The organism is Nonomuraea sp. NPDC050451, from assembly GCF_044458585.1.
Window position 1 is genome coordinate 384,710 of the sequence record NZ_JBITHZ010000001.1, and the last position, 19,215, is coordinate 403,924.

Below are 19,215 nucleotides of genomic sequence, written 5' to 3' on the forward strand. Positions count from 1 at the left end.
CGAGGTGGACCGTGCGTTTCCAGCATTCGAGTGACATCTGGCGGGACTTCCCGGAGCTCGTCCCCGGCGTGCTCGTCGCGACGGGCGTCTCGGCGGACGTCTCCGTCGACGACCAGGTCGCCCGGTTCGGCGAGCTGGCCGCGAAGCGGCTCGCGACCTCCTCGGAGGGCGAGCTGCCGGAGATCCAGGCGTGGCGGCGGGCGTTCTCGAAGATGGGCCTCAAGCCGACCCAGTACCGCTGCGCCTCGGAGTCCCTGCTGCGCCGCTTCCGCAAGGAAGGCGCGCTGCCGCGCCTGCACCCGCTGATCGACCTCTGCAACGCGGTCTCCATCGCGTACGCGATCCCGGTGGCGGTGTTCGACGTCTCCAAGATCACGCAGTACGTGGAGGTCAGGTACGCGGCCGGCGACGAGACGTACCTGACCTTCTCCGGCGAGACCGAGCACCCGCCGCCCGGCGAGGTGATCTTCGCCGACGCGGCGGGCATGGCGCACGCCCGCCGCTGGACCAACCGCCAGAGCGGCCACTCGGCCGTCCGCGACACGACCACCGACGTCCTGATCGTCGCCGAGGCGCTGCACGACACGGCCGGTAAGGACGTCGATTCCCTCATCTCCACGCTCTCGGACGAGCTGTCCGCCGTCTGGCCCGTGACACCGGAATCCGCGATCCTCGCCCCGTCCGAGCCCCGGTTCGAGTTCTCGGCATGACATGAAACGGCCCGGGACCGTGATCGGTCCCGGGCCGTTCGCCGTGTGCGGGCCGGACTACACGTCGTAGTACAGCTCGAACTCGTGCGGGTGCGGGCGCAGGCGGATCGGGTCGACCTCGTTCTCCCGCTTGTAGGAGATCCACGTCTCGATCAGGTCAGGCGTGAAGACGCCGCCCTCGAGCAGGTAGTCGTGGTCCTCCTCCAGCGCGTTGAGCACGTCGGTGAGCGAGCCGGGCACCTGCGGGATGTTGCGGGCCTCCTCCGGCGGCAGCTCGTAGAGGTCCTTGTCGACCGGCTCCGGCGGCTCGATCTTGTTGCGGATGCCGTCGATGCCCGCCATCAGCATCGCCGCGAAGGCGAAGTACGGGTTGCAGGACGGGTCGGGCACGCGGAACTCGATGCGCTTGGCCTTCGGGTTGGAGCCCGTGATCGGGATCCGGACGCAGGCCGAACGGTTGCGCTGGGAGTAGACCAGGTTGACCGGGGCCTCGTAGCCGGGGACCAGTCGGTGGTAGGAGTTGACCGTCGGGTTGGTGAAGGCCAGCAGCGACGGCGCGTGCTTGAGCAGGCCGCCGATGTAGTAGCGGGCCGTGTCGGACAGGCCCGCGTAGCCGACCTCGTCGTAGAAGAGCGGCGAGCCGTCCTTCCACAGCGACTGGTGGCAGTGCATGCCGGAGCCGTTGTCACCGAAGATCGGCTTGGGCATGAACGTGACCGTGTGGCCGTACTCGAGGGCCGTGCTCTTGATGATGTACTTGTACAGCATCAGGTTGTCGGCGGTCTTGAGCAGCGTGCCGAACTTGAAGTCGATCTCCGCCTGGCCCGCCGTGCCGACCTCGTGGTGCTGCATCTCGACGTCGATGCCGCACTCGATGAGGTTGCGGACCATCTCGGAGCGCAGGTCGGTGAAGTGGTCCATCGGCGGCACCGGGAAGTAGCCGCCCTTGTAGCGCGGCTTGTAGCCGAGGTTGCCGCCCTCGGTGGCCTTGCCGGTGTTCCAGGCGCCCTCGATGGAGTCGATGTAGTAGTAGCCGGCGTTCTGCTTCGTCTCGAAACGCACGTCGTCGAAGATGTAGAACTCGGCCTCAGGGCCGAAGTAGACCGTGTCGGCGATGCCCGTGCCCCGAAGGAACTCCTCGGCCTTGCGCGCGACGTTACGCGGGTCGCGGCTGTAGGCCTCGCCGGTCAGCGGGTCGTGCACGAAGAAGTTCAGGTTGAGCGTCTTGTGCTGGCGGAACGGGTCCACCACGGCGCTGGACGGGTCGGGCAGCAGAAGCATGTCGGACTCGTGGATCGCCTGGAAACCGCGGATCGACGAGCCGTCGAACATGAGTCCGTCGGTGAAGACGCTCGCGCTGAAGTTTTCTACCGGGAAGGTGAAGTGGTGAGTCGTCCCCGGCAGGTCGGTGAACCTGACATCGACGAACTGCACCCCTTCGTCACTGATGAACTTCAGGACGTCGTCGGCGGAGTTGAACACTCTCGAACCTCCCTGGGGACTGGCCATCATGCCGACGCTAGGGCGTGGCCGTTTCCGTGTGGTGTCTCGATTGTTTCGCACATGTTACGCAGGTCAGGTGCCCTTCGAAGCCGCGCAACCCTTGTGCCGGTCTCGTTCCAGCTCATACGGATCGATGGGCGGTCCCGTGGGCGCCACGGTACCCCGAGGTGAGTCCTCGAACACCGGATGAATGAAGCCGTCGCGCGTGTCGCAGCTCGCCGGTGCGCTGCTGGCCCCCCAGCTCAGCGGCCACACCACCAGCCGTCCCTCCTCACGGTACAGCCACACGCGTCCGGTGGGATGGGCGACCACCCGGATGGTGGTGTCCGGCCGGCCAGGGCGGTGCACGGCGTAGACGACGATGTGGTTCAGCTTGAGCTCGACGCCGCGGCGGCCGCGGTCCTTGAACGTGCCCAGCTTGACCCGGCCGTGCACCTTGATCACATCAGTGGAGAACTCGGCCGTGCCCTTGGCGAACTGGATGACGAAGGCCGCGGCCTTCTTCTTGTGCTTCTTCGTGTACTCGAAGAACCAGTCACGCTGCTCGGCGTCCAGCAGCTTGGTGAACTCCGATGGCTTGCCCCCCAGGACCGTCTTCCTGTTCAGGAATGCCGCCGTCAGCAGCTCGCGGGTTCGTTTCAGGCCTTTCGCGACGTCCTTCTTCGACAGTCCGGCCAGCGCCTTCGCCTTTGGCATCACGAAGCCGGCGGCCCCCTCGGCGTACGTCTCGGCGGGGGATCCGGCGAACGGGCTCGTCAACCCCTCGCCCGGGCCCTCCGTCGGTTCCTCGTCGGCTCCGTCCGCCGGATCCTCGGCGGGTCCGACGGTCGGCTCCGCGAACGACATCGGCGGTTCGTCCACGACGACGCCCGAGGTGAGCAGGTCGGGGCGGAAGGTCACGATCACGCCCGCGGCCATGATCAGCGAGGTGATCACGGCCATCGCGATCCAGGCCCGTCCGATCCGCCGCCGCGGCCCGGGCTCGTATCCCGCGGACCCTCCCGATAAGTTCGCGCGGCCGGCTAAGCGGTCGGTACGCCGCTGTTCTTTCGCGCCTTTGACGGCCGCGGCGCGCATCCTGCGCTGTTGCTCCTCGTCGATCTGCGCGACCAGCTCGTTGAAGCGCGCGTCAAGGTCATCCCCGTGTGGCATGGCGTACATGATGGCCGTTTTGCGACGCGGTTGGGTCACGATGCCGACCGGCCCACCGGGCGGATACCGTTGAAGGCATGAGCAGCAAGGAGCCTCGGTGGACGCAGACCTGGCTGGGCGGGGTCAGGTCCGCCGGGGTCGATCTCGGATACCCGGGGGAGCGCCTGGGGCTGCCCGAGGAGGGCAGCGGATCGATCGCCGGCTGGGGGCGCAGGATCGCCGCGCTGGTGATCGACTGGATGATCTGCACGTGGGTCGTCGTGCAGCTGCTGCTCAGGATCAACCCGGCCGAGCAGCCGTGGGCGCCCGCGGTCGTCTTCGCCGTCCAGTACCTGATCCTGGTCGGGTTCATGGGGCAGACGTTCGGCCACCGGCTGGCGGGCATCAGGGTGGCCGCGATGGACGGCGGCGACCCGCGCTGGCTGCCCGTGCTGGTGCGCTCGGTGCTCCTGTGCCTGGCCGTGCCCGCACTGATCTGGGACCGCGACCACCGCGGGGTGCACGACCGCGTGTCCAACACGATGGTCGTCCGCATGTAGCCGAATAAAAATCCGTACCGGGTTCAAAAATGTACCCGGTACGGTTTATGCTGCCCTCATGGGGTTGAGGGAGCGGAAGAAGGAGCAGACGCGGCGGCGGATCGCCGAGGTGGCGCTGCGGTTGTTCGACGAGCGCGGCTACGACGCGGTGACCGTCAACGAGATCGCCGAGGCGGCCGGGGTCGCCAAGGTGACGCTGTTCAACTACTTCCCGACCAAGGACTGCCTCGTCACCGAAGGGGTCAAGGAGGACCTGGCGGCGATCGTGGCCGGGCGGGGCGAGGGGCGCTCGCCCCTTCAGGCGCTGCGCGAGCGCTACCGGTCGATGGCCGCCCAGGGCGCGGGAGACGTGGACGTCGAGGCGCTGCTGGCCAGGGTCCGGGTGATCGCGTCGAGCCCGGCCCTGATGGGCGCGCTGCACGCGGTGCACATGAGCGAGCGCTACGAGCTGGCCAAGGCCCTCGGGGAGGCCTGTCCGGCCGACGATCTGACCGCGCGGCTCATGGCCGGGCAGATCACCGCCGCCGTCACCACCATCCAGGAGGCCTTCTTCCAGCGCATCGCCACGGGTGAGCCGCTGGAGGAGGCGGGCCGGCGGCTGGCGGGCGACGTGGAGCTGGCCTTCGACCTCCTGGAGCACGGCCTCACATACGAAAAAGGGGATAAATCGTGAAAAAGGGGATCAACTATGATGTCGGGTTCCTGCCGGGCGACAGCCTGAGCCGCAGGTCGTTCCACATCGAGGACGTCCGGCGCGACATGCGGACGATCGCCGAAGACCTGCACTGCGCGTCGGTACGCATCTCCGGCCGCGACCCCGAGCGCGTCGAGGCGGCCGCCAGGGAGGCCGCGGCGGCAGGGCTGGAGATCTGGTTCACCCCGTTCCCCGCGGACCTCACGCAGGACGCGATGCTGGACGTCTTCGCGGACGCGGCCCGCCGCGCCGAGTCGGTGCGCCGCGACGGGGCCGAGGTCGTGCTGGTCACCGGCTGCGAGATCAGCGCCTTCGGCCAGGGCTTCATCGACGGCGACGGGTACGGCGACCGGCTCGGCGCCATGATGGCCGGCGACATGGAGTGGTGGACGTCCCTCATGGAGGTCATGCCGCGCTTCAACGCCTACCTGGCGAAGGTCGCCGAGACCGTGCGGCCGCTGTTCGGCGGCCGGCTGAGCTACGCCTCCGCGCCGTGGGAGCCGGTCGACTGGGCCCCGTTCGACGTGGCGGGCGTGGACGCCTACCGCGCCGCCTACAACGCCCACGACTTCACGGACGAGCTACGCGCCCAGTTCAAGCACGGCAAACCGGTCGCCGTGACGGAGTTCGGCACCTGCGCGTACCGCGGCGCCGGGGAGCACGGCGGCTCGGCCTGGGTGGTGCCCGAGGGCGCCGTGCGCGACGAGGGCGAGCAGGTGCGTTACTTCACCGAGCTGATGGACGTCTTCGAGCAGGAGGGCGTGGAGACCGCGCTGTGGTTCACGTTCGCCGCCTTCAACCGGCCCGGCGAGGCCGACCTCGGCTCCTACGGCGTGGTCAGGATGCTCGACGAGCGGCGCTGGGAGCCCAAGGAGGTCTTCCACGCCATGGCCGCTAGGTACGCGCGCAGCTGAAAATGGCCGTGCCCGGGATGTGACGGCCGCGCAACGGACTCCAGCCGCCCCACACCCGCTCGTGCCCCTCCGGCCACTCGGGCTCCAGCAGCCCCGTGACCGTCAGCCCGGAGGCGACCAGCAGGTTCAGCCAGTCACCCATGGTGCGGTGGTGCTCGGCGTACGTGACCGTGCCCCGTTCGTCGCGCTCCTCGTAAGGGGAGCGGTCGAAGTAGGACCGGTCGGACGTCAGCCCGCGCGGCCCCGGATCGTCCGGGAACGCCCACCGGATCGGATGGCTCACCGAGAAGACGAACCGGCCGCCCGGCCTGAGCACCCGCCGCACCTCGCGGAAGACGGCGAGCGGGTCGGCCACGAACGGCAGCGCGCCGAACGCCGAGCAGGCCAGGTCGAAGGCGGCCTCGGCGAACGGCAGCGACTCGGCGTCGGCCTGGACCACGGGCACGCTCAGCCCCGTGTCGAGGTCGATGCGCTGGGAGTGGCGCAGCTGCCGGTGGGAGACGTCGAAGGCGGCCACCTGCGCGCCCTGCGCGACCAGCCACCGCGCGCACTGCGCCGCGCCGCAGCCGATCTCCAGCACGCGCCGCCCGCGCACCTCGCCGAGGAGGTGCGCGTCGGCCTCGTCGACGCCCTCGGGGCACCACACGAACCCCGTGTCACGCAGGAACTCGCCGTGTTCGAGCTGGTAGTCGTCGGCGTTGCCGTCCCACCACCGGCGGTTGGCCCGTGAGGAGGAGGACAGCACTAGCGCATCTTGGGGCCGCGCGGCATGCGCGCGCCCTTGGGCATGGGGCCCTTGGGCAGCGGCATGTTCTTCGGCAGCGAGCGCAGCCGGTCCTTGACCTCGTTGACCGCGGGCTTCTTCAGGTTGCGCGGCAGCTTCATCAGGTGGCGCTGCAGCTTGCCGAGCGGCACCTGCCCCTCGCCGTCACCGCACTGGATGTCGTAGATCTCGATGCCCAGGACCACCCGCGCGACCCGCTTCTTCTCGGCCGCCAGCATCTTCGCCACCCGGTTGCCCGGCCCCTCGGACACCAGCACGACGCCCGGATAGCCGACCACGAGATGGATGAGGTCCTGGTCACGGTTGACCGCGATGGCAGGGGTGACCTGCCAGTTGCCGCGCATGCCCTGCAGCACCGCGGCCGCGGCGCCCGTCTGGCCGTGCAGGATCGAATATTGGGCCTTCTGGGCGAGCTGCCCGAAGACCACCAACCCGACCGTGAGCGCGGCCAGCACACCGATGAACACCGAATACCACAAGTAGTCCGTGACCAGGCCGATCACGACGACCACAGCCAGCGTGCCCACCGCCGAAAGGAAGACGATGGGCAACCCCTTGGGGTTGGCCTGCTTGATGATCTGCGCGATCATGCGGAGCTGCTTGATGCGCCCCGGCTTCTCTGGATCCTCGGACTTTGCCATGCTCTGAAGGATACAAACCAACAGGTGCGGTATGGAAAATGTGACCCGGCCATTTCGCGCCCGGCTAGATCTTCACGGTCGCCGAAAGGCGTGGATCGGCCGCGTGGCGGCCCGCCTCGACCGTGTGAACGCCCTCTACGGTCCGCCAGCCGCCGTCCTGCCAGACCTGGAAAGCCCGCTCGGGCAGGAACACCGTCGTGAGCACCGTCTCCCCGGGCGCCGCCTCGACCACGTCGAACCCGGCCAGCGCCCTGTCGACGTACACCTGCACGACCTCGCGCCCCGGGCGGTCGCCGGTGTTGGTGACCGCCACCGTCACGCTCGTGCCCTCGGCCGCGATCGAGTCGTACGACCACGTGGTGTAGCCCAGGCCGTGCCCGAACCAGAACGCCGGCGCGCGGCCCGAGCGCTCCCACGCCCGGTAGCCGATCGACGTCCCCTCCTCATAGGCCACCACACCGTTCACGGGCGTCACGTCGACCACGGGAGCGTCCTGCAGCCGCCGCGGCCACGTCGTGGGCAGCCGCCCCCCGGGCTCGGCGTCCCCGAACAGCACGTCCGCCAGCGCCGCCCCCGCCTCCTGCCCGGGGAACCAGGTGAGCAGCACCGCCGCCACCTCCTCCGCCCACGGCAGCTCGATCGGCGAACCCGCGTTGACCACCACGACGGTGCGCGGGTTGGCCGCCGTCACCGCGCGGATCAGCTCGTCCTGCCGCCCCGGCAGCCTGAGGTCCGCGCGGTCGAAACCCTCGCTCTCCACCTCGGGCGTGGTCGCGGCCACGACCACCGCCACGTCGCACTCCGCCGCCACCCGCACGGCCTCGGCCATGAGCTCGTCCTCGCCGGGGCCGGGGTCCGCGTGACCGACCGTGAAGGACACGAACGCCATCCCGCCGAACACCCCGGCCGGGTGCGTCACGACCACCTCGTACGCCTGCCCGGCCGCCATCGCCAGGTTGATTCGCCGCTCGGGCGGCGACAGGAACGCCATGGCGGGGTCGTCGCCGTCCAGGCCGATGCTCTCGTCGAAGACGGTCGCGCCGTCCACGGTGACGGCGAAGGCGCCCACGCCCGCCACCGACAGCTGGTGCTCGCCCGAAACTTCCGGTGTGTACGTGGTACGCAGCCGGACCGCCGCCAGCCGGTCGCCGTCCACGCCCGGCGGCAACCGGCCGATCCACCGCGCCTCGGCCGTGGCCAGCGGCTGCTCCGACAGCACCGTGCCACCGGCGTCCAGGCAGGCGGCCGTGGCCGGGCCGGGGAGCGGGGACAGGCGGATCCGGGGGTCGGTGCCGAGCGCGTACCGGATCTCGGCCCGCTCGCCGATCCCTCGCAGCGGCGAGACGATCCGGCCGGGGAAGACCTGCGCGCTCCAGCCGCCCATGACGCGGGCCTCCGCGGCGGCCGCCCCGATCAGGGCGATGGTCCTGACCTGCCGGAGCGGCAGGATGCCGTCGTTGGTGAGCAGCGTGCAGCCGCGCGTGGCCACCTCACGGGCCAGCGCCACGCCGTCGACGGCGGTCCGTTCCTCGGCGGGCGGCGGCGGGTCCGCGCCGTGCAGGGCTCCGACGCGGTGGGCCAGGCGCAGGACGCGCCGCACCCGGTCGTCCACGACCGACTCGGGCACCCGCCCCTCCCGCACGGCCGCCTCCAGCTTCTCGCCCCACGGCCCGTGCGGGCCCGGCATCGCCACGTCGGTGCCGCCCAGCGCGGCGGCCTCGGTCGTGCGCACCGCCGTCCAGTCCGACACCACGAACCCGTCGAATCCCCACTCGCCCTTCAGCACCCCGTTCACCAGCTCGGCGTGCTCGGTCATGGTCGTGCCGTTCACCGAGTTGCAGGCGGTCATGAGACCCCACGCCCCGGCCCGCACCACCCGCTCGAACGGCCGCAGATAGACCTCGCGCAGCGCCTTCTCGCTCACTCGGACGTCCGCGGTGAAACGGTCGTTGGCTACGAAGTGCTTGGGGGTGGTGGCCACCCCGCCCTCCTGGACGCCCTCGACGTACGCGGCGCCGATCTCGCCCGTCAGGTACGGGTCCTCGGAGAAGCACTCGAAATGCCGGCCGCCGAGCGGCGAGCGGTGCAGGTTGATCGTGGGGGCGAGGAGCACGTGCACGCCCTTGCGCCGGGCCTCCTGGGCCAGCAGCCGGCCCGCCCGGCGGACCAGGTCCACGTCCCAGGTAGCGGCCAGCGCGGTCGGGCTGGGCAGCGCGATCGAGGGATCGACCGCGCTCCACTGCTCGCCGCGCACGCCGATCGGGCCGTCGCTCATGACGAGCCGATCGAGGCCGATCTCGGGCAGCGGCGGGAGCGACCACATGCCGGCCCCGGTGAGCAGGCGGACCTTGGTGCCGAGGTCGAGCCGGGCGACGAGCGCGTCGAAGTCCACGAGCCCAGTCTCCACCAGCTCGGGCGGGGCTCAGGCGGTGGCGAAGAACTCCAGGAGCTCGGGCACCAGCGCCTGCGGGGCCACGTTGTGCGCCTGGCCCTCCAGGACGCGCCGTACCGCGCCCGGCACGGCCGCGGCGACCGCCAGCCCCGCGTTCGACATCCACCGGGGGCTGTCCTCCCCGTTCAGCACCAGCGTCGGCTGCCTGACGGCGGCCAGCCGCCCGGCGGGCAGCGCGTTGCCCGGCCCCAGCACGGCGGCCTCATAGGCGAGGGTGTGAGCCAGCGCCTCGATCTGCGCCCAGGACGGCTGCGCGCGCATCGCGGCCACCGCCTCCGGCGGCGCCTCGGCCGCCTCCACCATGAACCGCTCGACGGCCTCGCCCCGCCTGCCCGCCCTCACCAGCGCGTCCAGCCGGGCGGCGAAGTCGTCCGGCAGCGGGGGCGCGCTGTCGTCCACGTGGTACGGCGGCTCCCACAGGGCCAGCTTCGAGATGGCCGGGTTCCGCGCCGCGGCCTCCAGCGCCAGCGCGGCCCCCGACGAGCCGCCGAACACCATCGCCGACCCGCCCGCCGCCTCGATGACCGCCGCCAGATCCTCGATCTCCCGCTCGACGGCGTACGGCCGGGTGTCCCCGCTGTCGCCACGCCCCCGGCGGTCGTAGTCGTACACCGTGAACCACGGCGCCAGGGCGGCCGCCACGCCGGCCAGCGTGACGTGCCCCCGCACCCCGAACGCGCCGTGGACCAGGACGACCGCGGGCCCCTCGCCGTAGCTGTCGAAGGCGATGACGGTCCCGTCCGCCGAGGTCGTCCTGCCGCTCAGCCGGCCGGCTGCACCAGGCACAGCGCCTCCCAGTGGTGGCCGTCGAGGTCGGCGAAGCCGCGCTGGTAGCGGATGCCGTCCTCCTGCTTGACGCCCGCCGGGATGGCGCCGAGCGCCAGTGCCTTGTCGACCAGCTCGTCCACCTGGGCCGGGTTCTCCATGCCCAGCACCAGGATCGCCTCCGTGGCCTTGTCGGCGCCGGCGATCTCCTTCGTGATGTACGAGGCGAACGTCGGCTCGGTCAGCAGCATGACCTGGGTCTGCTCGCTGATGACCACCGACGCCATTCCCTCGGCCATGCCGAACAGGTTGAAGCCGAGTTCGGCGAAGAACTTCTTCGACCGCTCGAGATCCTTGACCGGCAGATTGACGAACAGCTGCATTTTCCTCGTCCCTTCCTTCGATGCGCCCTCAGTCTGCCGATCGAAGGGGGGCCGGGTCTTGGATCTGGGTGCCAGGCGAATTGACGTTCAGCGCACCGCGTTCAGGCGCCGGTACTCGGCGGGTGGCATGCCGTACGCGCTCTTGAAGAGCCTGCTGAAGTGGGCCGCGTCCGGCAGCCCCCACCGGGCCCCGATCTCGCTCACGGACCGGGTGCCGCCCGCGGCCAGCTCCGCGCGGCACCGCTCCAGCCGCCGCTGCCGGATCCAGGCGGCCACCGTGGTGTGCTCCGCCTCGAACAGCCGGTGCAGGTAGCGCACGGAGACGTGATGCGCGGCGGCGACGGTGGCCGGGTCGAGGCCGAGGTCGCCCAGCCGCTGCTCGATGAAGGCGTGGATCTTCATCAGCAGCACGCGCTGCCGGGAGTCCTCCGGTAACGCCCGCGTCAGCTCGACGCGTTCGGCGACGGCGGTGCTGACCAGGTCCGTCACGATTCCCGACAGCCGGGCGGCGCTGCCCGGCCGGTACGTCTCGAGGTCCTCGGCCACCCGGCGCAGCAGCGGCACGGCCAGCGCGGAGGCTCCGGTCTCGGCGGTGATGGGGACGGCGGCGAGCGCGTCCACGGCGCCGGACGGCAGCGCGAGCAGCTCGCGCGGGAAGCTGAACAGCGCGAGCCGCACCGCCGAGTCGTAGGCCAGCTCGTAGGGCCTGGTGAAGTCGTAGATCGCGAACTCGCCCCTGCCGAGCTGCGCGTCCCGCCCGTCCTGGGAGAGCCGCGGGCTGCCCTCCAGGGCCAGCACGACGCGGTACATCTCGGGGCTGCCGCTGTCGATCATGCCCGGGGTGCGGTGCACGCTGTGGGGCGTGGACGTACGGATCCGGCCGACGGTGACCGAGCCCAGCCCGCCGGTCACGATCTCGCCCCGCAGCGGGGCGCCGGGGGCGATCCTGCAGTCGAGCGGGCCGAGCGTGTCACACACGATGCTCCGCCAGGCGTCGTGGCGCCGCTTGGCGGGCAGGTCACTCGTGCGGATCAGAACGGCCATGTCCGCTCCCGTGGTCGGCTGCCTGCCATGCTAACCACGCCCCCCACCCCTCGAAACCCACCGCCTCGGTGCCCCACCGCCTCCGTGCCCCACGCCGCCGCGGTGCTGGCGCGCCGTCGGGAGCCGCGCCCCCGCGGCCGGGGGCGTGGCCGGGCAGTGGGGCGGCGGCGTCGGGGGGTGCGGGTGGGTATGAAGCAGCCCCGGGGCCGGAGGGGTCCCGGGGCCGGTGGTTGGGAGGTCAGGCCGTCTGGCGAGCCTCGATGGCCTGCTTGTAGAGGCGGCCCGCCCGGTACGACGAGCGCACGAGCGGCCCGGACAGCACACCGGCGAACCCGATGGCCTCGGCCTCCGCCTGCAGCTCCACGAACTCCTCGGGCTTCACCCACCGCTCCACCGGGTGGTGGCGGGGCGTGGGCCGCAGGTATTGAGTAACGGTCAGCAGGTCGGTGCCGGCCGCGTGCAGGTCGCGCATGGCCTCGACGACCTCCTCGCGCGTCTCGCCCATGCCCAGGATCAGGTTGGACTTGGTGACCAGCCCGGCCTCGCGGGCCATCGTGATCACCGCGAGCGACCGCTCGTAGCGGAACGCGGGACGGATCCGCTTGAAGATCCGCGGCACCGTCTCGACGTTGTGCGCGAACACCTCGGGCCGGCTGGAGAAGACCTCCTCCAGCTGGTCGCGGTTGCCGTTGAAGTCGGGCACCAGCAGCTCGACGCCGCACCCGGGCAGCAGCCCGTGGATCTGGCGGGCCGTCTCGGCGTAGAGCCAGGCGCCGCCGTCGGGCAGGTCGTCGCGGGCCACGCCGGTCACGGTCGCGTACTTCAGGCCCATCTGCTGCACGGACTCGGCCACGCGGCGCGGCTCGTCGCGGTCGTACTCCTTCGGCTTGCCCGTGTCGATCTGGCAGAAGTCGCAGCGGCGCGTGCACTGGTCGCCGCCGATGAGGAAGGTCGCCTCGCGGTCTTCCCAGCACTCGTAGATATTGGGACAGCCCGCCTCTTCACAGACCGTGTGCAGACCCTCCCGGCGCACGAGCGATTTCAGCTCGGTGTATTCGGGGCCCGTCTTCAGCTTGGTCTTGATCCACGGGGGCTTGCGCTCGATAGGGGTTTCGGCGTTACGCACCTCCAGGCGGAGGAGCTTTCGGCCTTCAGGGGCAACGGTCACGTTCTCAGCTTACGTCTCCCGGATACGCGGCCCGGCCGGGGGTCAAGGTGAGGAGGTCAGGAGATGAGGCCGAAGCCGCGGATCGCGCGCGTGTACTGGGCGAGGAGCTCGTCGTCGATGCGTTCGGACTCGTGCGTGCCGAGCAGCTCCGAGTGCGGGGGAGTGGTGAGCACCCCGTCGTCGGTGAGCCTGGAGCGGGCCAGCGCGCCCTGCCTGATGGCCGCCGCGCTCTCGCCGCGCAGCGCCGCCGCCTGCATCGGCGCCAGGTAGCCGCCGCCGGACAGCCCGTCGAGCTCGGCGAGGTCCTGTTCGGAGGCGGCCCGCCGGGCCAGCTGCCGCTGCCGGGCCAGGGTACGGCTCTCGCCGGCGCGGGCCAGCCGGGTCAGCGCGTACCGGATCAGGAGCACGGGCCCGCCGAGCACCCGCCCGAGCAGGCGGCCGAACATCCCCGCCACCTCGTACGTGGTCCCCGGGTGGTCCACCGCGCCCAGCGAGGAGGCCGCGATCTTGGTCTGCGCCTCCTCCCTGATCCGCAGCGGCCCGGCCCCCAGCAGCGCGTCCCGCCACGACTCCAGGGTGAACAGCGCCCCGCTCACGACGAGCTCGTCGCCGGTCGGCACCCGCGCGTACGCCGTGGCCAGCAGGGCGACCCGCTGCCTGGGCGGCAGCGCCAGCCACAGCGGCAGCCCGATCATCAGGACGGGGGTACGCGGCAGCCCCACGCGGTCGTAGCGCGTCTCGGGGTCCAGGTCCATGACGGCGACCTTGCGCGGTCGCCGGACGCCGACCCGGTCGGCCACGCGGTCCGCGGCGCCGTACAGCTCGGACGCCGACGAGCGGTCGAGCACCTCGGCGTCGGCGGGCAGACCGCCCAGGCGGGGCCGCAGCGCCCACCCGATGGCCAGGCTCGCGCCGCCGAACAGCCACGCGAGCAGGGAGTCGAGGTGCCCCAGGATCGTCCACGCGCCCAGCGCGACGAAGCCGAGCGTCAGCAGGTGGACCAGAAGGGCGAGCAGGAGAGCGAGGACGCGCTTCACACGGCCGATCGTAGGCCGTGGGTCATCTGCGGAGAAGGTCCTCTTCGTGGAGATCGTACGACTCCATGCCGAGGGCCTCCGCCAGCCGTTTCTCCGCGATCGGCATGACCTCCTCCACCACGATGCGGCGGCCGGTCTCCGCCGACAGCGAGGAGACGCCGACGTCGGGGATGCCGCACGGCGCGATGCGGTTGAACCAGCGGGGGTCGTTGGCGCAGTTGAGGGCGAAGCCGTGCATGGTGACGCCGCGGGCGACGCGCAGCCCGACCGCGCCGAGCTGGCGGTCGGGCAGGCCCAGGCTGGGATCGCCGACCGCCCAGACGCCCCCGCGCCCCTGCACCTGTCTCGCCGTGACGCCGAAGTCGGCGCAGATCTGGATCATGGCCTCTGCGAGGCGGCAGGCGTACGCGGTGACGTCGGTGATGCCGACGATCGGGTAGACCACCAGTTGCCCGGGACCGTGCCAGGTCAGCCGGCCGCCCCGGTCGACGTCGACGACCGGGGTGCCGTCGGCCGGACGCTCGTGCGGGGCGGTGCGCTTGCCCGCGGTGTAGACGGGCGCGTGCTCGAGGAACAGCACGGTGTCGCTCAGCTCTCCGGCGACCCGCTTGCCGTGCACCCAGCGCTGCAGCGACCAGGCCTGCTCGTAGGGGACGTCGACGCCGAGGCGGACGATGGCGAGTGCGTGGGGATCGTCCCCGTGGATGGGGCGCATGAGCCTATTGTGCCGGTCCCGCCCCCGCGAAGGGTAATCAGGGGGTAAGGAGTCGTGGCTCGATCCTGAACTCCTTGACCCCGCCGGCCCCGTCGCTCTCCACCCGGTAGGCGTAGCCGCCCGGCTCGACGGTCACCGCCTGGATGAACTCGGTGCCGACGTAGTGGAGCCCCACGCCCTCGTCGGCGGCGTAGCCGGAGGGCAGCTCGCCGCCGGCCACCGACTGCTGCAGCAGCGGGCGGCGCTGCGGGTCGGAGTCGTAGTGGACGCCGCACGAGTAGGGCAGCAGCGCCATGCCCTCGGCCCACACGCGCAGGTCGGGACCGAAGGAGTCGGTGTTGCCGCCGACGTGCCAGCACAGCGCGCCCGCGCTCTGGCCCGAAAGCACCACCCCGGCCCGCCACGCCTCCTCGAACGCCTCGTCAAGGCCGTGCAACCGCCACAGCGCCATCAGGTTGGCCACACTGCCGCCGCTGACGTAGATCATGTCCTGTTCGAGCATCCACGCCCGGGGATCCTCGACATTGGGCATCGGGAACAGGGTGAGATGGCTCAACTCGACGTCCCACCCGGCGAAGGCGCCGTACATCTTCAGGATCCAGTCGTCCGAGTCGCCCACCGCGGTGGCGATCAGGCCCAGCTTCGGCCGGTCCTGCCCGGTCAGGTCGAGGCCGTAACGCAGCAGCGGACTGGCCTCGAGGAAGCTGTAGCGCCTGCTCGGGCGGAAGGATCCGCCCCCGATGGCGAGGATGTGTGACTGTCCTGACCGGCTCATGTCAAGATTCTCCCACCTGTTGAAGACGGACGGCTCACTACAGTACGGCGCTCAGCGCCTCGTCGAGGCGGGTATGGGCGAACACATAGCCGCTGTCGAGCAGCTTCCTCGGCTCCACGCGGTGGCCGGGCAGCAGCGCCTCGCGGGCGAACTCGCCGAGCCCGGCGGACAGCGCGAAGCCGGGCACCGGGATCGGCACGGTGCCCCTGTGCAGGGCTTTTCCGAGTGTGCGGGTGAATTCGGCGTTGGTCACGGGCGCGGGCGAGGTGAAATTGACTGGTCCTGTAATGTCACGATTTTTCAAGACATGCACCGCGGCTCCGACCCAGTCGTCCACGGTGATCCACGACCAGAACTGCTTCCCCGACCCGAGCGGCGCCCCCAGCCCGATCCGGAAGATCGGCAACATCCGCCCGAGCGCCCCGCCCTTCTTGCTGAGCACCAGCCCGGTCCGCATCTGCGCGGTCCTGACCCCGGCCTCGCCCGCCCGCCGGGCCTCGCCCTCCCAGCGCCCGCACAGATCCGCCAGGAAGCCGCGGCCCTTCCCCTGGCCCTCGTCGATCACCCGGTCGCCGGTGTCGCCGTAGAAGTCGACTCCGGAGGCGGACAGGAGCACCTCTGGCTTGCCGGACAGCGTGCCGATCGCGTCCACGAGCACCCGCGTGCCCTGGACCCGGCTGGCGACGAGCTCCCGCTTGTACGCCGGGGTCCACCGCCGGTCACCGACGGACGCGCCCGCCAGGTGCACGACCGCCTGCGCACCTTCGAGCGCGGCCTGGTCGATCGCCTGCTCGGCCGGGTCCCAGAAGGCCTCGTCGGCCGCGCGTGGGCGGCGCCGTACGAGCCGGACGACCTCCCACCCCTCGGCCCGCAACGCCGGCACCAGCGCCGACCCGAGCAACCCCGACGCCCCCGTCACGATGATCGCCATAGCCCCACAGTACGCCCGCCCCACGTCACGGACGCGCCAGCCGCGCCAGGACGAAAAACCCCGGGCAGACGAACGGCCGGGCGGCCCCGGAAGGGAGCCGCCCGGCCGCAACGCCCGGATCAGGCCCTCAATCAGGCCCTGGGTCAGGCGAGGCCGAGCTGGGCCTCGAAGCGGCCCTCCTCGAGACGGCGCTTGACCGTCGTGAGGAAGCGGGCCGCGTCCGCGCCGTCCACCAGACGGTGGTCGTACGTCAGCGCCAGGTAGACCATCGACCGGACCGCGATGACCTCGCCCTCAGGCGTGTCGATCACGACGGGCCGCTTGACGACGGCGCCGGTGCCCAGCATGCCGACCTGCGGCTGGTTGAGGATCGGCGTGTCGAACAGGGCGCCACGGCTGCCGGTGTTGGTCAGCGTGAACGTGCCGCCGGTGATTTCGTCCGGCGTCACCTTGTTGGCGCGCGTGCGCTCGGCCAGGTCGGCCGTCTTGCGGGCCAGCCCGGCGAGGTTGAGGTCGCCGGCGTTCTTGATGACCGCCGCGATCAGGCCGCGCTCGGTGTCGACCGCGATGCCCAGGTGCTCGACGTCGAAGTACGTGACCTCCATGGTCTCGTTGTTGATCGTCGCGTTGAGCTTCGGGTGCTGCTTGAGCGCCTCGATGGCGGCCAGCTCGAAGAACGGCATGAACGACAGCTTCACGCCCTCGCGGCGCAGGAAGTCGGCCTTCGCCTGGTCGCGCAGCCGCGCGATCTTGGTGACGTCGACCTCGACCACGGTGGTGAGCTGCGCCGCCGTCTGCAGCGACTCGACCAGCCGCTTCGACATCGTCTGCCGCAGCCGCGTCATCTTCTCCGTGCGGCCCCGCAGCGTCGTGTCGACCTCCACGGGCTCGGGACCCGCGGTGACCGGCGCCTGCGGGGTGGGAGCGGCGGCGGGCGCCGGCTGGGCGGCGGCCGGAGCCGGAGCCGCGACCGGGGCGGCCTGGGCCGCGGCGGCCTTGTCGCGCTGGGCCTTGGCGGCCTCGAGCACGTCCTGCTTGCGGATGCGGCCGCCGACGCCGGTGCCGTTGATCGAGTCGAGGTCGACACCGTGCTCGTTGGCGAGCTTGCGCACCAGCGGCGTCACGTACGGGCTCTCACCCGACGGCAGCGGCGCGGGCTCCGCGGCCGGGGGAGCGGCCTGCGGGGCGGGGGCCGCGACCGGGGCAGGCGCCGGAGCGGGGGCGGGGGCCGGAGCGGGCTGCGCGGGAGCCGGCTGCGGGATCGACGAGACCGGCGGAGCCGGGGCGGGCTCGGGCTCGGGCTGCGGAGCCGGGGCGGGGGCGGGGGCCGCCTCGGGCGCCGGGGCGGCGGCGGCCGCCTGGCCCTTCTCGTCGATGACGGCGAGCTCGGCCCCGACCTCGACCGTCTCGTCCTCAGCAACGACGATCTTGGTGAGGACACCCGCGGACGGCGACGGGATCTCGGTGTCGACCTTGTCGGTCGACACCTCGAGGAGCGGCTCGTCGGCCTCGACGCGCTCGCCCTCCTTCTTCAGCCAACGGGTTACGGTGCCCTCGGTCACGCTCTCGCCGAGCTGGGGCATTTGTACGGAGACCGGCATCGTTATTCTTCTCTCGCGTTCTGATCTCGAGGGCTTGGACTAGTTGTGTACGTGCAGCGGCTTGCCGGCCAGGGCCAGCATCGCCTCACCCATGGCCTCGGACTGGGTCGGGTGTGCGTGGATGAGCTGGGCGACCTCTGCGGGCAGCGCCTCCCAGTTGTAGATCAGCTGCCCCTCCGTGACGAGCTCGCCGATGCGCCGGCCCACCATGTGGACACCGACGACCGGGCCGTCCTTCTGGGCGATGACCTTCACGGCGCCTGAGGTGCCGAGGATCTGGCTCTTGGGGTTTCCCGCGAGGTCGTAGACCTGCTCGACGATCTCGATGCCGCGCTCGGCCGCCTGCGCCGAGGTGATCCCCACCGAGGCCACCTCGGGGTCGGAGTAGGTGATGCGCGGCACGCCCGCGTAGTCGATGGGCGGCGGGTTGAGGCCGGCGATGTGCTCGGCCACCATGATCCCCTCCGCGAACCCCGCGTGCGCGAGCTGCAGCGTCGGGATGAGGTCGCCGATGGCGTAGACGCCGGGCACGGAGGTCCGGCAGTGCTCGTCGACGACGACCGCGCCGCGCTCGATGGCGATGCCCTGCTCCTCGAAGCCCATGCCCGCCGACACCGCGCCCCGGCCGACCGCGACGAGCAGCAACTCGGCGTCGAGGGTCTTGCCGTTGGCCAGCGTGACGACCACACCCGTCTCGGTGGTCTTGGCGCTGTCGAAGAAGACGCCCAGCTCGTACTTGATGCCGCGGCGGCGGAAGGCCCGCTCCAGCAGCTTGGAGCTGGACTCCTCCTCGGTCGGCAGCAGGTGCGGCAGCGCCTCGACGATCGTGACCTCGGCCCCGAACGAGCGGTAGACGCTCGCCAGCTCGACGCCGATCACGCCGCCGCCCAGCACGATGACGGACGTGGGCACGCGGTCCATCTTGAGGGTGTGCTCGCTGGTGATGACGCGCTCGCCGTCGATCTCCAGGCCCGGCAGCGACTTGGGCGCCGAGCCGGTGGCCAGGACGAGGTTGCGGCCCTCGACGACCTCCGGGCCTACCTGGATCCGGTTGGGGCCGACCAGGCGGCCCTCGCCCTCGATGATCGTCACGCCCGCGCCCTTCAGCAGGCCCTGCACGCCCTTCCAGGCACGCGTCACGATCTTGTCCTTGAACGCGTGCACGCCCTGCACGTCGATGCCGTCGAAGCGCGCCTTGACGCCGTAGGACTCGCTCTCGCGGGTCTCGTCGGCGACCTCGGCGGAGTGGAGCAGGGCCTTGGTGGGGATGCATCCCCTGTGGAGGCAGGTGCCGCCGATCTTGTCCTTTTCGATCAGCGCGACCGACTTGCCCAGCTCAGCCGCCCGAAGCGCGCAGGCGTAACCGCCGCTGCCGCCACCTAGGACGACGATGTCATAGGCCACAGG

Annotated in this window: 19 protein-coding genes; 4 read left to right on the forward strand and 15 right to left on the reverse strand. The window is 71.3% G+C overall.

Translation table 11 applies throughout. The annotated features are described in order from the left end of the window. Positions 1-11 precede the first annotated feature (11 nt). Complete coding sequence (locus ACIBI9_RS01645) at positions 12-710, forward strand: B3/4 domain-containing protein (RefSeq protein ID WP_397219986.1); 699 nt, start codon at positions 12-14, stop codon at positions 708-710. A 57-nt stretch (positions 711-767) separates the two neighbouring features. On the opposite strand, the gene glnA is transcribed toward ACIBI9_RS01645, so the two are convergent. Together glnA and ACIBI9_RS01655 are read right to left on the reverse strand one after the other, a co-directional pair. Continuing rightward, the gene (glnA, locus tag ACIBI9_RS01650; protein WP_185072808.1) at positions 768-2,192 is read right to left on the reverse strand and encodes a type I glutamate--ammonia ligase; all 1,425 of its coding nucleotides are present in this window, start codon (positions 2,190-2,192) and stop codon (positions 768-770) included. 93 nt (positions 2,193-2,285) lie between these two features. Next, positions 2,286-3,365 (reverse strand): hypothetical protein, encoded by a 1,080-nt coding sequence (locus tag ACIBI9_RS01655; protein WP_397219987.1) that lies wholly within the window; start codon positions 3,363-3,365, stop codon positions 2,286-2,288. Positions 3,366-3,442: 77 nt separating this feature from the next. Here ACIBI9_RS01655 and ACIBI9_RS01660 point away from each other — a divergent pair, with 77 nt between their 5' ends. The 3 genes from ACIBI9_RS01660 to ACIBI9_RS01670 are packed head-to-tail and all read left to right on the forward strand — an operon-like array spanning position 3,443 to position 5,512. Further along, positions 3,443-3,904 (forward strand): RDD family protein, encoded by a 462-nt coding sequence (locus ACIBI9_RS01660; protein ID WP_397219988.1) that lies wholly within the window; start codon positions 3,443-3,445, stop codon positions 3,902-3,904. 58 nt (positions 3,905-3,962) lie between these two features. Continuing rightward, on the forward strand, positions 3,963-4,577 hold the full coding sequence (locus ACIBI9_RS01665) for a TetR/AcrR family transcriptional regulator (RefSeq protein WP_397219989.1): 615 nt from the start codon (positions 3,963-3,965) through the stop codon (positions 4,575-4,577). Next, complete coding sequence (locus ACIBI9_RS01670; protein WP_397219990.1) at positions 4,574-5,512, forward strand: hypothetical protein; 939 nt, start codon at positions 4,574-4,576, stop codon at positions 5,510-5,512. Before ACIBI9_RS01665 ends, ACIBI9_RS01670 begins: the two co-directional genes overlap by 4 nt. Here ACIBI9_RS01670 and ACIBI9_RS01675 read toward each other — a convergent pair. The 13 genes from ACIBI9_RS01675 to lpdA all read right to left on the reverse strand — a co-directional run bounded on the left by ACIBI9_RS01675 (position 5,493) and on the right by lpdA (position 19,212). Then, complete coding sequence (locus ACIBI9_RS01675; RefSeq protein ID WP_397219991.1) at positions 5,493-6,257, reverse strand: class I SAM-dependent methyltransferase; 765 nt, start codon at positions 6,255-6,257, stop codon at positions 5,493-5,495. The two genes, ACIBI9_RS01670 and ACIBI9_RS01675, sit on opposite strands and share 20 nt — an antisense overlap. Continuing rightward, positions 6,257-6,937, reverse strand: coding sequence for a DUF4191 domain-containing protein (locus ACIBI9_RS01680; protein WP_350728818.1), 681 nt, complete (start codon positions 6,935-6,937; stop codon positions 6,257-6,259). The genes ACIBI9_RS01675 and ACIBI9_RS01680 overlap by 1 nt, the downstream gene beginning before the upstream one ends. 64 nt (positions 6,938-7,001) lie before the next feature. Beyond that, entirely contained in the window at positions 7,002-9,329 is a 2,328-nt protein-coding gene (locus ACIBI9_RS01685) for a glycoside hydrolase family 3 protein (protein WP_397219992.1), read from the reverse strand. Between the two features lie 30 nt (positions 9,330-9,359). Beyond that, positions 9,360-10,175: an alpha/beta fold hydrolase gene (locus tag ACIBI9_RS01690; RefSeq protein ID WP_397219993.1), complete on the reverse strand. Its 816-nt coding sequence runs from the start codon at positions 10,173-10,175 to the stop codon at positions 9,360-9,362. Further along, positions 10,151-10,537: a VOC family protein gene (locus ACIBI9_RS01695; RefSeq protein ID WP_397219994.1), complete on the reverse strand. Its 387-nt coding sequence runs from the start codon at positions 10,535-10,537 to the stop codon at positions 10,151-10,153. The genes ACIBI9_RS01690 and ACIBI9_RS01695 overlap by 25 nt, the downstream gene beginning before the upstream one ends. A gap of 87 nt (positions 10,538-10,624) precedes the next feature. Further along, complete coding sequence (locus ACIBI9_RS01700) at positions 10,625-11,581, reverse strand: helix-turn-helix domain-containing protein (RefSeq protein WP_397219995.1); 957 nt, start codon at positions 11,579-11,581, stop codon at positions 10,625-10,627. A gap of 238 nt (positions 11,582-11,819) precedes the next feature. Beyond that, entirely contained in the window at positions 11,820-12,749 is a 930-nt protein-coding gene (gene lipA / locus ACIBI9_RS01705; RefSeq protein ID WP_397219996.1) for a lipoyl synthase, read from the reverse strand. Positions 12,750-12,805: 56 nt separating this feature from the next. Continuing rightward, positions 12,806-13,786: a M48 family metallopeptidase gene (locus tag ACIBI9_RS01710; protein WP_397219997.1), complete on the reverse strand. Its 981-nt coding sequence runs from the start codon at positions 13,784-13,786 to the stop codon at positions 12,806-12,808. A 22-nt stretch (positions 13,787-13,808) separates the two neighbouring features. Then, positions 13,809-14,501: a lipoyl(octanoyl) transferase LipB gene (gene lipB / locus ACIBI9_RS01715; protein WP_397219998.1), complete on the reverse strand. Its 693-nt coding sequence runs from the start codon at positions 14,499-14,501 to the stop codon at positions 13,809-13,811. A 37-nt stretch (positions 14,502-14,538) separates the two neighbouring features. Continuing rightward, positions 14,539-15,276 (reverse strand): Type 1 glutamine amidotransferase-like domain-containing protein, encoded by a 738-nt coding sequence (locus ACIBI9_RS01720; protein WP_397219999.1) that lies wholly within the window; start codon positions 15,274-15,276, stop codon positions 14,539-14,541. A 37-nt stretch (positions 15,277-15,313) separates the two neighbouring features. Beyond that, positions 15,314-16,207, reverse strand: coding sequence for a TIGR01777 family oxidoreductase (locus tag ACIBI9_RS01725; protein WP_397220000.1), 894 nt, complete (start codon positions 16,205-16,207; stop codon positions 15,314-15,316). Positions 16,208-16,350: 143 nt separating this feature from the next. Then, entirely contained in the window at positions 16,351-17,808 is a 1,458-nt protein-coding gene (gene sucB / locus ACIBI9_RS01730) for a 2-oxoglutarate dehydrogenase, E2 component, dihydrolipoamide succinyltransferase (RefSeq protein WP_397220001.1), read from the reverse strand. 39 nt (positions 17,809-17,847) lie between these two features. Beyond that, positions 17,848-19,212: a dihydrolipoyl dehydrogenase gene (gene lpdA, locus ACIBI9_RS01735; protein WP_397220002.1), complete on the reverse strand. Its 1,365-nt coding sequence runs from the start codon at positions 19,210-19,212 to the stop codon at positions 17,848-17,850. Between the last annotated feature and the right edge of the window lie 3 nt (positions 19,213-19,215).